The organism is Brevundimonas sp. GW460-12-10-14-LB2 (assembly GCF_001636925.1).
In the GTDB taxonomy this organism is placed as follows: domain Bacteria; phylum Pseudomonadota; class Alphaproteobacteria; order Caulobacterales; family Caulobacteraceae; genus Brevundimonas; species Brevundimonas vesicularis.
Window position 1 is genome coordinate 3,204,674 of sequence record NZ_CP015511.1, and the last position, 14,379, is coordinate 3,219,052.

The window sequence follows — 14,379 nt, forward strand, 5'->3', positions numbered from 1 at the left end:
TTGCCAAGCGGGGCGGGCGGGGGTTTGCTGGGGGCGAACCGGAGCCGTCGTCCCATGATCCTGCGCACCCTGGCCGTGATGGCGTTTGCGGCCGGCCTGACCGGTCTGGCGCCGCCCGCGAGAGCAGAGGCCCCCGTCTTCACCGACAAGGCCTGTCCCAGTGATTGGCCGACGGGCCTGCGCGAGGTGCGGTGCGGGACCCTGAGGGTGGACGAGGCGCGCGACGGCTCGGTCAGCGACCGGCGCATCGATATCGCGGTGGTTATCTTCAAGGCCAGCGCGCCCTACAAGGACGCCGCAAGCCAGGCGCTGCCGCCGATGGTGATGTTCCACGGCGGGCCGGGCGGGGCCCTGACGCCGGGGGCGGGGCGGATGCTGGCGGCGCTGCGCCGCAACCCGGAAGCCTTTGCGGTGGATCAGGACGTGATCCTGTTCGACCAACGGGGCGGCGGCGCGAGCAACCCGTCGATGGACTGTCCGGGCGTCGAACTGACCGATGCGGGGCCGCCGTCCGACAAGGACCGCGACGGGCTGATCGCCTGTCTGAAGGGGTATCAGGCGCAAGGGATCGACCTGAACCAGTACAACGCCGCCGCCATCGCCGACGATGTGAAGGACATGGCCCAGGCCCTGGGTCTGGCCAAGATCGACCTGTGGGGCGGATCGTACGGGCCGCGCATCCAGGCGGCGGTGATCACCCACCAGCCCCAGATCGTGCGCGCCGCCGTGATGGACAGTCCCTGGCCGCCCGAGGGCAACTGGGCCGTCGGCACGCCCGAACAGGTCTCGGCGGCGGTGAAAATCATCCTGGCCAAATGCGCGGCCCAGACGGCCTGCGCGGCGCAGCATCCGGACCTTCAAGCGCGGTTCGAGGCCGAGGCGCGCAAATGGCTGGCCGGTCCGGTGACAGGCAGGGACGGGCGCACCCTCACCGTCGACGACCTGTCGGCCTTCTTGATGGACACGACCTATAGCGCGGCGGGCGTGCGCAGCCTGCCGGTCGATCTGGACAAGATCATCGCCGGCGACCTGGCGCCGGTCGCGGAGATCGCCGAGGACCGCACCTATTATTTCGAGGGCCAGCACATGGCCCACCTGTGCAAGGAAGAACTGCCGTTCGAGTCCAAGGCGCGGCTGGCCGCCGGCGCGGCCGGTGATCCGGTCGCCGAGGTGCTGGTCCCGTCGCTGTCGCGGCTGTTCGACGTCTGCGCGGCGGTGGGTGAACGGCCCGCGCTGCCGATCGAGAACCTGCCGGTCCAGACCGACATCCCGACCCTGTTCGTCGCCGCCGAGATCGATCCGGGCTGCCCGCCGCCGCTGACCGAGGCCGCCGCCAAGGGCTATTCGAACAGCCAGGTGGTAATCGTGACCAATGCGACCCACGGCGTCATCAACGCCAGCCCCTGCACGCGCAAGATGGCGCGCGACTTCCTGCGTGATCCGTCCAAGCCGGTGGATCGGACCTGCCTGCCCGCCGCCGACACGCCGCTGGACTTCACCCTGGATGCGCCCGCCGCATGAGGGTGATGCGCCATCGCAGCCCGCTTCAGCAGCGCCTGATAATCGCGGCGGCGCTGGTTCTGGCCCTGTGCGCGGTCGGCGTCTGGGTGCTGATGCAGCCGGCGAACACCCCGTCGCCCGAGCCGGCCGATGCGCGGGTGATGCGCCAGATCCGCACCCAGGCGGGGCGCGGCGCCGAGCTGCGCTACGCCGAGAATGGCGAAAGGCGATCGGTGTGCGGCTATGTCGGGCGCGTCGCCGGCGGTCCGGCGGTGGGCTTCGTCTCCATTCCCAACCGCATCCTGTTCAGCGACGACCCCCTGCCGACCGAGTTCCGCGAAATGCGCCAAAGCTACTGCCCCGGCTTCATGGCCGCGCCGAACCGCCAGCCGTGATCCGTCGTCGGTTGAAGGGGCCAGCCCTAGCACTGATCGCACAGATCACGGCGACGGCGGCGATCAGCCTGCTGGCGATCCGGGCGGCCGGGGCGGGGACGGCGTCGGTTGCGGTCCAGGCCGCGGCGTTTCTGATCGGGGCCGTGGCGCTGTGGGCGGCGTCGCGGACGGCGCGGCCGGGCCGGGGTTCGAGGCTGATCTCGGCGGCCGCGATCCTGGTCGTCGCCGTCCTGATGCTGACGACGGGCGTGGAGATGCAGGGCGCGCATCGCTGGCTGTCGCTGGGGCCGGTGCTTATTCACCCCGCCTCGCTGCTGGGCGCGCCGCTGCTCTGGCTGGTGGCGCAGGATGCAGACGATGTGTGGACGGCGGGCGTCGCGGCCCTGACGATCCTGACGTTCGGTCTCAGCTTCGACGGGGCCGCAAGCCTGGCCTTCGCGGTGGGAACGACCGGGCTGCTAACGGCGGCGAGAGGGTCGTGGAAGACGCTGGCGCCGCTGGCGGCCCTGTCCTGGATTTTGGCGCTCTGGAGCCTGACGCGTTCGGAGGCGCTGCCGCGCGTTCCCTATGTCGAGGATGTCGTGCCGACGGTCTGGGCGGTGGCGCCGGTCCTCGGTGTGGCGGCGGTGATGGCTCTGATCCTGCTGTCAGCCCCGTTGCTTTGGATGGCATGGCGCGCGCGCGGCTCCCGAGCCTTCGTCGGACTGGCCATGGCCGGGTTCTGGATCGGTCTGTCGGCGGCCAATCTGCTGGGCGCCTATCCGGCGCCGGTGGTGGGCTATGGCGCTTCGCCCGTGATCGGATGGCTTGTCGCGATCGGACTGGCTATGGCGTCTGCACGACGCACGAGGTTTCAGTGACCGCAATCTCCGACCAACCCACCGCCGGCCGTTTCGAGGGGCGCGATCACCTGTTGCCGGTGCGCGTCTATTATGAGGACACCGATTTCACCGGCCTGGTCTATCACGCCAACTATGTGCGCTATTTCGAGCGGGGGCGGTCCGATTTCCTGCGCGCCATCGGGGTGGGGCACGCCGATCTGCTGGAGGAGGCCGAGCCGCTGGCCTTCGTGGTGTCGGAACTGAACATAAATTATCTGAAGCCCGCGCGGATCGACGACGCCCTAGTGGTGCGCACCGTCTACGAGCAGGTGAAGGGCGTGCGGCTGATCATCCGCCAGAGCGTGGAGCGGGCCGGCGAGGTGCTGTGCCGGGCGGAAGTGACGGCGGTGTGCATCCATCTGGATGGGCGGCCGCGACGGCCGTCGAAGGGACTGGTCGAGAAGGTCACGCCGTGGCTGGCGGCCGGCGGGACCGCCGACTAGGATCGCGCCAACGAGGGGAAACGTCATGGCCGCAGAAACCTACAAGATGTCCGCCAGCGCGGTGATCGTCATGATCCTGCTGTTCGTGCTGCTGATCGGCGGCGGGCTGGTGGGCTGTCCCTATTACAAGGTCTGGGAGCGCAAGATGGCGGGTCAGGCCGAGCTGCAATACCAGCAGGGCGCGCGCCAGGCCCTGATCGCGCAAGCCGCCGCAGAAGACGAGGCGGCGATCAAGCGCGCCGAGGCGGCGACGCGCCGGGTCCTGGGCTGGACCGACGCGGCCAAGCGCGGCTGCGCCGAACTGGGCCGGGCGGGCGATCGCCAGTGCGAGGAGCAACTGCTGAAGGACGCCGCCACCTATTCCATCGCCAAGGAAGGCCACGAGGGCGTCATCATCAGCGTCGGCGCCCCGGTCTCTGTCGCGGTCGATCCGAACGCGCGACGGACGGCGTCCGAGTAACCCGCTGTTAACCCTTATGACGCGCCTGTCAGATGACGGGCGGACGGGTCGGGGCTAAACGGGCCGGACGCCACACAATGGTCACGTCCGCTCGGTCGAAGAGGGAACGTGACGATCTCGATTCCGCCCGGAGCGCCTGAATGACCACGCCTGTCGACGCCGCGATGATGAACCCGGTCGAGCTGTTCATGACCGCCGATTGGGTGGTCAAGAGCGTGATGATCGGGCTGGCGGCGGCCTCGATCTGGTCGTGGACGATCATCATCGACAAGGCGGTACGGTTCACGGCGCTGAACAAGCGCGCCGACGAGTTCGAAAAGTCGGTTCAGTCGGGCCGATCGCTGGAAGAGGTAGCGTCCCAGGCGGGGCCGGATCCGGACCACGCCCTGCCGCGCATGCTGGTGATCGCCCTGTCGGACTGGCGCGAGGCGCGTCAGCGCGGGGCGTTGAACGAGCACCAGGGCGAGCTGCTGCTGGTGCGGATCGACAAGGCGATGAACAGCCTGATCTCGCGCGAGGGCCAGCGGATCGAGAACGGCCTGGGCGTGCTGTCGGTGGTGGCCACCGCCTCGCCCTTTATCGGCCTGTTCGGCACGGTGTGGGGCATCATGAACGCGTTCGGGCGGATCGCGGCGGCGGGCAACACCAATCTGACGACGGTGGCGCCGGCCATTGCGGAGGCCCTGTTCGCCACGGCCATCGGTCTGGCGGCGGCCATCCCGGCCTATATCGCCTACAACAAGTTCTCGATCGACGCGGGCAAGTTCACGGGGCGCCTGGAGGCGTTCGCCGACGATCTTCAGGCCGCGGTCGCGCGCCGCCTGGGCAGCCCGTCGGCCCCGCCGCCTCCGCCCCCGCCGCCCAGCGACCTCAGCCTGAAGCGGGGCGTCTGAGCCATGGCCCTGGGCGGTGGTGCGAGCGGCGGCGGGCGCCGGGGGCGCAGGGGGCGTAAAGGGCCTCTGACCGAGATCAACGTCACGCCCCTGGTGGACGTGATGCTGGTGCTGCTGATCATCTTCATGATCTCGGCGCCCCTGCTGACGGTCGGCGTGCCGGTCGAACTGCCCAAGACCGAAGCCAGCGCGGTTGAGATCAAGTCCGAACCCCTGTCGGTCAGCATCGACCAGCAGGGCGCGATCTTCGTCGGCGACAGCGAGACGGCGTTCGACGCCCTGTCCACGCGTCTGCTGACCGAGGCCGGCGGCGCCGACAAGGCGGCCGAGCGGCCGGTGTTCGTGCGGGCGGACGGGCGCGCGCCCTATCAGGCGGTGGCGCGGGTGATGGCGCGGTTGAGCGCCTCGGGCTTCACCAAGCTGAACCTGATCACCGACACGGCGCCGGAGGCCTGAATCCTTTGCGTCGGCCGAGCCCCGCCATCCTCGGATCGCTCGCCCTGCACGCCGGGGTGGTCGCGCTCGCCTTCGTGATGGTGTCGCACAACACGGACGAGGACGAGACGCCGCTGGTCGCCTCGGTCCCGGTGACCATCGTCTCGGAGGAGGTGGTCCAGGCGGCGCCGGCGGACAATCCGCAGCCCGAACCTTCGCCCGACGACGCGGCGACCGCCCCGGTGCAGCAGCCCGATCCCGTGCCGCCGACGCCCGAGCCGACGCCACCGCAACCCGAGCCGCGCCCGACCCCGACGCCGCCTCGGCCCACGCCGCCGCGCCCGGCCCCGACGCCCACGCCGACGCCGAAACCCACGCCGACCCCGACGCCGCCGCGTCCGACGCCTCGACCCCAGCCGCCGACGCCGGCGCCGCCGACCAAGGCCCAGCCGACCCCGCGCCCGGCGACGCCCGCGCCGGCCCGCCCTGCGCCCCAGCGCACCGAGCCGAGCCTGGACCTGGACGCCCTGGCGGGACCGACGCGCCCGACCAACAATCGCGGCCGACCGGCGACGGGGCAGCAGGGGGCGGGCGCGGCGTCCCAGGCCACGGGCCCGCAGATCACGGCCATCTTCAATCAGGTCTATCCGAACTGGATCCTGCCCTGCGACATCCCTGGCGCGGACCAGCTGCGCATCCAGGTCGAGCTGACCCTGTCGGCCGATGGGCGGATCACGCGCGGGCCCAGCCTGATCAACGCCCAGTCGTCGAACGTCTATCGCGCCGCCGCCGACGGTGCCCTGCGCGCCCTGCGCCAGACCGCGCCCTTCGACGTGCCGCAGGGCTTCCCCGGCGGGGTCTACCGTCCGACCTTCAACACCGAACGGGCGTGCCGCAATCGGTGAGCGTCAGGCTGTTATAAGATGCAAGGCGCTCTTGCCGCCCTTAACCGCGTCGGGCGCCAGGCGTCGGTCGAACGTTGCCAGCCGGCCGCCGTTCGAGACGGCCAAGGCCAGCAGATAGGTATCCGTCAGCTGGCCCGAGGTAAGCAGGCGATCCTGTGCGATCAAACGGTCGCCCAGCAACTGATGCCGTCGGGCCAGAACGCATGGCCGGGTTGGCTCAGCAAGGAATGAAGCGCCGGCAACACCTGCGCCGGCGCACCCGGCGAGTTCGGATATTTGGGATTGCTGAGGATTCGAAGCGCGCCGTTCTCGGTCAGCGGGCAGGTCGCCCAACCGGCTTGATGCTCACGTGCGAACCAGGCGTGGGCGGTGAGATGCTCGGTATGGGCTGGATCGATCAATGCGATCAGGACGCTGACGTCCAAAAGCGCGATCAAGGCAGTTCATCGCGCAGAGCGTTGATCTGTTCGGTCGTCACCACAGCGCCCTTGCGGTGCGGCAGGAGACGAATGCCGTTGCGGAATTCGGGCGACGTGTCCGGCTTGGCCTGTGTGATCGAGCGGCGCGCGAGATCGGAAATGACTTCGCCCACAGAGGTTCGGGTCTGAACCGCGATGGCCCGTGCGGCGTTCAACACGTCGTCGTCGATGGCGAGTGTAGTGCGCATGGCTGTAAGATAGTGCATCACGCATCACGCATCAATGATCGCTCCCGTCCCGAATGTCGCCCCATTCCCCGTGAAGCTGGCGAAAGTCGAACGGCCCGGCGATAAGGGGCGGCGATCCTTCGAGACTTATGGGAGCATCTGATGCGTCTGAACCTTCTTCTGGCCTCCGTGGCGGCTGTCGCGATGGCGGCTCCTCTGACGACGGCGGCGCAGACGCCTCAGCAGAACCAGCCGGTCGAGGTTGAGATCGATCAGGGCGTGCTGCGCCCGCTTCAGATCGCGGTCGTGCCATTCGCCGGGACGCATGGGTCGGACATCTCCAATGTCGTCAGCGCCAATCTGAAGCGGTCGGGCTTCTTCGAGCCGCTGAACCCGTCCAGCTTCATCGAGACCGGGCTGACGCTGGCCAATGCGCCGAACTTCCCGCAGTGGACCCAGATCGGGGCGCAGGCGGTGCTGTACGGCGGGGTGACGACGCGCGGCGACGGGCGGCTGGACGTCGGCTTCCGCCTGTATGATCCCTACCGCCAGTGCCAGCTGGTCAGCTATCAGTTCACCGCGACCCAGGAACAGTGGCGCCGGATCGCGCACAAGATTTCCGACGTCATCTATCAGCGCATGACGGGCGAGGCCGGCTTCTTCGATAGCCGCGTGATCTTCGTGTCCGAGGAGGGCACGCCGCTGAACCGGATCAACCGCCTGACCATCGCCGACCAGGACGGGTTCAATCCGACCTATCTGACGCAGGGCGACGAGGTGATCATGTCGCCGCGCTTCTCGCTGTCGCAGCCGGACGAGATCACCTATGTGGCGCTGGGCAAGGATTACAGCCGCATCTACCTGTATAATCTGACGACGGGCCGGCGCGAGAGCCTGGGCGAGTTCGACGGTCAGGTGCTGGCGCCGCGTTTCTCCAACGACGGCAACAAGATCGCGTTTTCGATCATCCGGGGCGGCAATACCGACGTCTATGTGATGGATCTGCGCAGCCGCCAGATCACGCGCCTGACCAGCGACCCGGGCATCGACACCTCGCCGTCGTTCAGCCCGGACGGCAGCCAGATCGTCTTCACCTCGGACCGTTCGGGTTCGGCGCGCCTGTATGTCATGCGGTCGGACGGATCGGGCCAGCGGCCGATCTCGCGCGGCGGCGGCATCTATACGGCCCCGTCCTGGAGCCCGACCGGCAATCTGATCGCCTTCACCAAACAGGGTGGCGGCCGGTTCTCGACCGGGGTGATGAACGCCGATGGCTCGGGCGAGCGCATCCTGTCCTCCAGCTATTTCGAGGAAGGCCCAAACTGGGCGCCGAATGGCCGTTACGTGATGTTTGCGCGCCAGACGCCGGGCGGCGACACGCGTCTGTGGACCGTGGACCTGTCGGGGCGCGTGGTGTCGCAGGCGGGCTATAATGGGCGCGGGACCGACCCGGCGTGGTCGCCGCTGCTGGACCGCGGCCCGAGCAATCTGGGCGTGAACCAGGGCGCCGACAGCTGCCCCGCCTAAACGCCGCACCGACACCGTCGGAGCCTTAAAGCTCAACTGTGCGTTATCGCCTCTAGCGTCGAAAAATCGGCCGAGGCAGACAGTAAAGCCAAGCTTGAGGCCCGCCCCTTGCCAGAAACGATACGTCAGGAGACGACCCCATGAAGACTTCCCGCATTCTCAAACTGGCGATGGTCGGCTGCGCCGTCGCCGCCATGGCCGCCTGCACCCGAAAGCCCCCGGTCGAGACCGGCGTGCCCGGTCCGAACGACGGCACCACCCAGCCGACGGGCCCGGCCTATCCGACCGCGCCCACCGGGCCGGTGACCGGCGGAAACATGGGTTCGGCCGCGCCGGGCACTGAACAGGACTTCGTCGTCAATGTTGGCGACCGCATCTATTTCGACCTGGATTCCTATGAGGTTCGTCCCGAGGCCATGCCGCGCCTGGACGCCCAGGCTCAGTGGCTGCAACGCTATCCGTCCGTGACGATCCGCATCGAAGGCAACGCCGACGAACGCGGCACGCGCGAATACAATCTGGCGCTGGGCGCCCGCCGTGCGGAATCGGTGCGCACCTATCTGATCAACCGGGGCATTCCGGCCGGCCGGATCGACACCATCAGCTTCGGCAAGGAGCGGCCGATCGCGGAAGGCTCGAACGAGGACGCCTTCGCCCGCAACCGCAACGCCCACACCGCCATCGTCTCGGGCGCGCCGCGCTGACGACCGGCTGATCGGCTGATCTGAAGGAGGCGCCGGCCGCAGGGTCGGCGCCTCTTTTCGTTTCCGCGCTTGTCCTGACGCCGGGCCGGCGGCAAGAACGTCGTCACAGGGATCGGGGGATCAGCGAATGGATATCGAAGGGGCGGGCGCGGTCGTCACGAGCGGCCTGGTGGCGGGCGCGATCGAAAAGCCGACGGGCAAGGCGGGCGAGGATCACGCCCACGGCGTCTGTTCCGATTGCGGAGCCGAAACGAGCGGCAACTTCTGCGCAAACTGCGGCCAGCCGACCCATGTCCATCGCAGCCTGCTGCACCTGGGCGAAGAGCTGCTGCACGGGGTCATGCATTTCGACGCCCGGATCTGGCGCACCCTGCCGCTGCTGTGGCTGAACCCCGGCCGGCTGACGCGCGAGTGGGTCGAGGGCAAGCGCACGCGCTTCGTCTCGCCGCTGGCGATCTTCCTGTTCACCCTGTTCGTGATGTTCTTCGCGCTCAGCTTCATGCCGCATCCGGAATCCAAGTCCGGCGAGGCGGCGGAGATGAGCGAACGGATCGCGTCTCAGCGCGTCGGCCTGGCCGAGGCCGAAAAGGCCCTGGTCCAGATGCGGGCGGAAAGCGGCGCCCAGCCGGACCCGACAATGCAGATGGCGATCAACGCCGGACAAAAGCTGGTCGACGACCGCCGCGCGGCCCTGGCCCGGCTGGAGATCGAGCAGCGCGACGGCCGCGCCGACGGTCTGAAGCCCGGCAGCTGGCAAGCCGGGATCAAGGACATGGCGACCGGCGAGAGCGGCGAGACCAAGCTGAAGGTCATGGGCAAGGATGCCAAGAAGGAAGGCCACGGCATCGGCGCCACGGTGTTGAAGAAGCTGCAGAACCCGGACCTGGCGGTTTATAAGTTTCAGCAGACGGTGTACAAGTTCGCCTTCCTGCTGGTGCCCTTGTCGATCCCGTTCGTGGCCCTGCTGTTTCTGTGGAAGCGCGGCTTCACCCTGTACGACCACGGGGTGTTCGTTCTGTACTCGCTGACCTTCATGGCCATGCTGCTGATGCTGATGGTGCTGTCGGCGACGATCGCCGGGTGGCTGGGCGCCATCGTCATTCCGCTGGGGCTGCTGGCCGTGCCCGTGCATGTGTTCGCCCAGATGAAGGGCGCCTATTCGCTGTCGTGGTTCTCGGCCCTGTGGCGGACGATCGCTCTGTTGGTGTTTTGCAACATCGTCGTCGGCCTGTTCTTCGCGGCCATCGTCTATCTGGGTCTCGGCCACTAGCTCGGCCTTGCGGCGGCCCCAAATCGGTGAAAGCTAGACGCATGACCAAGCTCTCGATTTCTCGCGTTCATCTGCTCGCCGCCGCCGCCCTCGGCGTCCTACTGATCGGGGGCGGCGCGGTCGCCCAGCAGGCGCAGCCCAACATCATGGAGCGGACCGAGTGGGACAATCGCCGCCTGGACCAGCTGGACCGCAATGTGCGACGGCTCGAGCGCGCCCTGACCCAGAGAAACGCCGCCGGCCAACCCGTGCTGGTCGAGCCGGACCCCGAGGTGGTGACGCTGCAGGGGCAGTTCGCCCTGATGGACCGACGCCTGGGCGACCTGGAGGCCACGGTGCGCCGGATCAACGGCGACAACGAGCGTCTGACCTTCCAGCTGGACGAGGCCACCCGCGAGAACGAGACGCTGAAGACGCGTCTGGCGGACGCCGAGGGCCGATTGCAGAAGCTGGAGACCCAGGCTGAATTGAATGCGCCGATCGAGGCGACCTCGCCGACCGGCGATGCGACGCGGGATCTGGCGGCGGCGGTGGCCCTGTTGGCGACCGACAAGCCGCGCGGCGAGCGGGCGCTGGAAACGGTGATCGCGGCCTGGCCAGATACGCCGCAATCGCGTGAGGCCAACTCGCGCCTGGGCGACCTGCGGGTGGCGGCGAACGACAAGGCGGGGGCGGTGCCCTATTACGCCGCCGCGCTGAAGGACTGGCCGCGCATCGGCTGGGCGGCGGATACGACGCTGAAACTGGCCGACGCCCTGTTCGCGACGCAGCGGAAGCCGCAAGGGTGCGCGGCCCTGGCTGAGTTCACGCGCCGTTATGCGCCCGCCGCCTCCGACCCGCAAAAGGCGCGGGCGGCGCAGTTGAAGACCACGGGTTCCTGCGCCTGACGCCCAGCCCAGCGATTGGGGACGATCTGACGGCGCGGGTCTTCGCGCGGCTGGATGCGCGACTGACGCGGGACACGGGCCGGCCGCTGGCGCTGGCCCTGTCGGGGGGCGGAGACTCCATCGCCCTGTTGCGGCTGACGACAGATTGGGCGCGGACGCGCGGGCGCTTGGTGCTGGCCCTGACCGTCGATCATCGGCTGAATGCGGACAGCGGCCGCTGGACCGACTTTGCGGCCGGGGCGGCGCGGGACGCCGGAGCCGACTGGCGCGGGTTGAGTTGGGGCGGAGACAAGCCCGCGACCGGTCTGACGGCGGCGGCGCGGGCGGCTCGGCATGGTTTGATTGCGGATGCGGCGCGCGAGGCGGGTGCCTCGGTCGTCCTGTTCGCCCATACCGCCGACGATATCGCCGAGGCCGATCTGATGCGGAGCGAAGGCTCGACGCTGGGACGGGTGCGCGAATGGTCGCCGTCGCCGGCCTGGCCCGAGGGTCGAGGCCTAATGCTTTTGCGGCCGCTGCTGGGCGAGCGGCGGGCGGGGTTGCGGGATTGGCTGGCCGGGCAGGGGGCGGACTGGATCGAGGATCCGGCCAACGCCGATCCGAGGTTCGGGCGCAGCCGGGCGCGGCAGGCTTTGGCGGGCGCAACGCCGCAATCGGTCGATCAGGCGCCGGCGAAAACCGGCGCGCGACCGATCATCGACGGCGAGGCCATGGTGCGTGTGGACCACGACGTGGGCGCGCGGGCGCTGGCGGCGGCCCTGGTCTGCGTCGGCGGCGGATCGACGCCGCCTCGCGGCGCGCGGTTGGAAGCCCTGATGGCGCGGCTGAAGGCGGGTGAGGATTTCGCGGCGACCCTGTGCGGGGCGCGGAGCGAGGCCGTCGGCGCGACGGCGCGGCTGATGCGCGAGGCCGGCGAGCTGTGCAGGCGGGACATTTCGCCGCTGGCGCTGACGCCCGGCGTCGAGACGGTTTGGGACGGGCGGTTCGTCTTCTGCGCCGATCGTCCCGGCTGGTCTGTGGTTCCGGCGAGGGGGCGGTTGGCCAGCCTGCCGGACGCCGACAGGGCCGAGATCAATCGGCTGCCGGCGGCGACGCGCGGGGCCTGGCCTGTGTTGATCAGGGACGACGCGGTGGCCCCGGTTCTTGCAGGCGAAGGGGTTGAACGGCGTGGCCTTGTCGCGGAACGGCTCAGGCTGGCGCTGGACGAAACGACGCACGAAGACGACCTGATTTCCGCCACCCGATAGCGTAACGCTGATTAAGCCCCTATTTTCCCAGACAGACACATCCAGACCGTCGATCCCACCGGGGTCGCGGACGACCGAGGACCTCAATGAACCTGCGTAATCTGGCGATCACCGGCGTGATCATTCTGGCGTTGCTGGCGGGCTATGCGGCGCTGTCGCAGGGCGGCGCCATGAACGGCGTGACGGGCCAGCCGGCCGGCAAGCCCGAGGCCATAAGCTATTCCCAGCTGGTGCAGCGCGTGAACGCGGGCGAGGTCAAACAGGTGACCATTCGCCTGGACAAGGTGAACGGCGAGCTGAAGAACGGCGAACGCTTCACCTCCACCACCGTCTATCCGAACGAACAGCTGGTGGCCCAGATGCTGGCCGCCAACGTCGAGATCGACGCCAAGTCGGGCGGCCAGTCGATCTGGATGAGCCTGCTGCTGGGCATCCTGCCGATCGCGCTGCTGATCGGGGTGTGGATCTTCTTCATGCGCCAGATGCAGGGCGGGGCGAAGGGCGCCATGGGCTTCGGCAAGTCCAAGGCCAAGCTGCTGACCGAGCACAAGGGACGCAAGACCTTCGACGACGTCGCCGGCGTGGACGAGGCCAAGGACGAGCTGCAGGAGGTCGTCGACTTCCTGAAGGATCCGGGCAAGTTCCAGCGTCTGGGCGGCAAGATCCCCAAGGGCGCCCTGCTGGTCGGCCCTCCCGGCACCGGCAAGACGCTGCTGGCGCGCGCGGTCGCGGGCGAGGCGGGGGTGCCCTTCTTCTCGATCTCGGGTTCGGACTTCGTCGAAATGTTCGTCGGCGTCGGCGCGTCGCGGGTTCGCGACATGTTCGAACAGGCCAAGAAGAATGCGCCCTGCATCATCTTCATCGACGAGATCGACGCCGTAGGCCGCCATCGCGGCGCGGGTCTCGGCGGCGGCAACGACGAGCGCGAACAGACGCTGAACCAGCTGCTTGTCGAGATGGACGGCTTCGAGGCGTCCGAGAACATCATTCTGATCGCCGCGACCAACCGTCCCGACGTGCTGGACCCGGCGCTGCTGCGTCCCGGCCGTTTCGACCGCCAGGTGGTGGTGCCCAACCCCGACGTCTCGGGCCGCGAACGCATCCTGCGCGTCCACATGAAGGATGTGCCTCTGGCCGCCGACGTCAACGTCAAGACGATCGCGCGCGGCACGCCCGGCTTCTCGGGCGCCGACCTGGCCAATCTGGTCAACGAGGCGGCCCTGACGGCGGCGCGCAAGGACCGTCGCATGGTCACCCACCGCGACTTCGAAGACGCCAAGGACAAGGTGCTGATGGGCTCCGAACGTCGCTCCATGGCGATGAACGAGGAAGAAAAGCGCCTGACCGCCTATCACGAGGCCGGTCACGCCATCGTCGCCATGAACGTCAAGATGGCCGACCCGGTGCACAAGGCGACCATCGTCCCGCGCGGCCGGGCGCTGGGCATGGTGATGCAGTTGCCGGAAGGCGACCGCTATTCGATGAAATATCAGCAGATGATCGACCGGATCGCCATCATGGCGGGCGGCCGCGTCGCCGAGGAGCTGATCTTCGGGCCGGAGAACATCACCTCGGGCGCCAGCTCGGACATCGAACAGGCGACCAAACTGGCCCGCGCCATGGTCACCCGCTGGGGCTTCTCGGATAAGCTGGGCACGGTGGCCTACGGCGAGAACCAGGAAGAGGTCTTCCTTGGCCACTCGGTCGCCCGCAGCCAGAACATCTCCGAAGAGACGGCGCGCACCATCGATGAGGAAGTCCGTCGCCTGGTGACCTCGGGCTGGGACGAGGCGCGCACCATCCTGACGACCAAGGCCGAGGATCACGAAAAGCTGTCTCAAGCCCTGCTGGAATACGAGACCCTGTCGGGCGAGGAGATCAAGGATCTGCTGGAGAAGGGCGTCGCGCCGAACCGCGACGAGAACAACTTCCCCAACGCCGGGCCTTCGGTCTCGGTGCCGGTGACGCCGGTGTCGGACGGCACGGACATCGAGGTTCCGGTCGCCGCGCCGGCCGCGACCAGCGTGCCGACGGTTCACTGAACCAAGGCCTGATATGAAGATGGACCCGCCGGGAGAGCGATCTCCCGGCGGGTTTTTTCTTTGGGCGTCTGGCTGACCCACTGGCCCACCCAAAGCATCATGACGAACAGGTTTGCATTGCAAACATGTCTGTGAGATACGGCG

Annotated in this window: 17 protein-coding genes; 14 read left to right on the forward strand and 3 right to left on the reverse strand. The window is 68.5% G+C overall.

Annotated features, from left to right (window positions below):
* Window positions 1-54: 54 nt before the first annotated feature.
* The 8 genes from A4249_RS15870 to A4249_RS16835 all read left to right on the forward strand — a co-directional run bounded on the left by A4249_RS15870 (window position 55) and on the right by A4249_RS16835 (window position 5,912).
* Window positions 55-1,521 (forward strand): alpha/beta hydrolase, encoded by a 1,467-nt coding sequence (locus A4249_RS15870; protein WP_066554422.1) that lies wholly within the window; start codon window positions 55-57, stop codon window positions 1,519-1,521.
* Window positions 1,522-1,526: 5 nt separating this feature from the next.
* Window positions 1,527-1,895: a hypothetical protein gene (locus tag A4249_RS15875; protein WP_066555371.1), complete on the forward strand. Its 369-nt coding sequence runs from the start codon at window positions 1,527-1,529 to the stop codon at window positions 1,893-1,895.
* A complete protein-coding gene (locus A4249_RS15880; RefSeq protein WP_066554424.1) occupies window positions 1,892-2,755 on the forward strand; it encodes a hypothetical protein in 864 nt (287 codons plus the stop codon). The genes A4249_RS15875 and A4249_RS15880 overlap by 4 nt, the downstream gene beginning before the upstream one ends.
* A 5-nt stretch (window positions 2,756-2,760) precedes the next feature.
* On the forward strand, window positions 2,761-3,219 hold the full coding sequence (ybgC, locus tag A4249_RS15885) for a tol-pal system-associated acyl-CoA thioesterase (protein ID WP_066555372.1): 459 nt from the start codon (window positions 2,761-2,763) through the stop codon (window positions 3,217-3,219).
* 25 nt (window positions 3,220-3,244) lie between these two features.
* Window positions 3,245-3,679 (forward strand): hypothetical protein, encoded by a 435-nt coding sequence (locus tag A4249_RS15890; RefSeq protein ID WP_066554425.1) that lies wholly within the window; start codon window positions 3,245-3,247, stop codon window positions 3,677-3,679.
* Between the two features lie 140 nt (window positions 3,680-3,819).
* On the forward strand, window positions 3,820-4,572 hold the full coding sequence (gene tolQ / locus A4249_RS15895) for a protein TolQ (protein ID WP_066554426.1): 753 nt from the start codon (window positions 3,820-3,822) through the stop codon (window positions 4,570-4,572).
* 3 nt (window positions 4,573-4,575) lie between these two features.
* Window positions 4,576-5,028: an ExbD/TolR family protein gene (locus A4249_RS15900; RefSeq protein ID WP_066554427.1), complete on the forward strand. Its 453-nt coding sequence runs from the start codon at window positions 4,576-4,578 to the stop codon at window positions 5,026-5,028.
* Window positions 5,029-5,033: 5 nt separating this feature from the next.
* Window positions 5,034-5,912: a cell envelope integrity protein TolA gene (locus A4249_RS16835; RefSeq protein ID WP_066554430.1), complete on the forward strand. Its 879-nt coding sequence runs from the start codon at window positions 5,034-5,036 to the stop codon at window positions 5,910-5,912.
* A 3-nt stretch (window positions 5,913-5,915) separates the two neighbouring features.
* Here A4249_RS16835 and A4249_RS16840 read toward each other — a convergent pair whose 3' ends face one another.
* From A4249_RS16840 to A4249_RS15915, 3 genes are read right to left on the reverse strand one after another with little or no spacing between them, the layout of a single operon-like run.
* Complete coding sequence (locus A4249_RS16840; RefSeq protein WP_197458412.1) at window positions 5,916-6,077, reverse strand: hypothetical protein; 162 nt, start codon at window positions 6,075-6,077, stop codon at window positions 5,916-5,918.
* Window positions 6,074-6,349 carry a hypothetical protein gene (locus A4249_RS16845; protein WP_197458413.1) on the reverse strand — a complete coding sequence of 92 codons (276 nt, stop codon included), beginning with the start codon at window positions 6,347-6,349 and terminating at the stop codon, window positions 6,074-6,076. Before A4249_RS16845 ends, A4249_RS16840 begins: the two co-directional genes overlap by 4 nt.
* A complete protein-coding gene (locus A4249_RS15915; RefSeq protein ID WP_017506756.1) occupies window positions 6,346-6,579 on the reverse strand; it encodes a hypothetical protein in 234 nt (77 codons plus the stop codon). Before A4249_RS15915 ends, A4249_RS16845 begins: the two co-directional genes overlap by 4 nt.
* Window positions 6,580-6,720: 141 nt before the next feature.
* Between A4249_RS15915 and tolB the strand changes: the two genes are divergently transcribed.
* The 6 genes from tolB (at window position 6,721) to ftsH (ending at window position 14,235) form a co-directional block, all read left to right on the forward strand.
* Window positions 6,721-8,085: a Tol-Pal system beta propeller repeat protein TolB gene (tolB, locus tag A4249_RS15920; RefSeq protein ID WP_066554431.1), complete on the forward strand. Its 1,365-nt coding sequence runs from the start codon at window positions 6,721-6,723 to the stop codon at window positions 8,083-8,085.
* 140 nt (window positions 8,086-8,225) lie between these two features.
* Window positions 8,226-8,789 carry a peptidoglycan-associated lipoprotein Pal gene (gene pal, locus A4249_RS15925; protein WP_055753951.1) on the forward strand — a complete coding sequence of 188 codons (564 nt, stop codon included), beginning with the start codon at window positions 8,226-8,228 and terminating at the stop codon, window positions 8,787-8,789.
* Between the two features lie 127 nt (window positions 8,790-8,916).
* Window positions 8,917-10,059 carry a DUF3667 domain-containing protein gene (locus A4249_RS15930; RefSeq protein WP_066554433.1) on the forward strand — a complete coding sequence of 381 codons (1,143 nt, stop codon included), beginning with the start codon at window positions 8,917-8,919 and terminating at the stop codon, window positions 10,057-10,059.
* Between the two features lie 41 nt (window positions 10,060-10,100).
* Window positions 10,101-10,946: a tol-pal system protein gene (locus tag A4249_RS15935; RefSeq protein WP_066554439.1), complete on the forward strand. Its 846-nt coding sequence runs from the start codon at window positions 10,101-10,103 to the stop codon at window positions 10,944-10,946.
* A gap of 128 nt (window positions 10,947-11,074) precedes the next feature.
* A complete protein-coding gene (locus A4249_RS15940) occupies window positions 11,075-12,193 on the forward strand; it encodes a tRNA lysidine(34) synthetase (protein ID WP_231868730.1) in 1,119 nt (372 codons plus the stop codon).
* 86 nt (window positions 12,194-12,279) lie between these two features.
* Window positions 12,280-14,235 (forward strand): ATP-dependent zinc metalloprotease FtsH, encoded by a 1,956-nt coding sequence (gene ftsH, locus A4249_RS15945; RefSeq protein ID WP_055753954.1) that lies wholly within the window; start codon window positions 12,280-12,282, stop codon window positions 14,233-14,235.
* The last annotated feature ends 144 nt before the right edge of the window (window positions 14,236-14,379 follow it).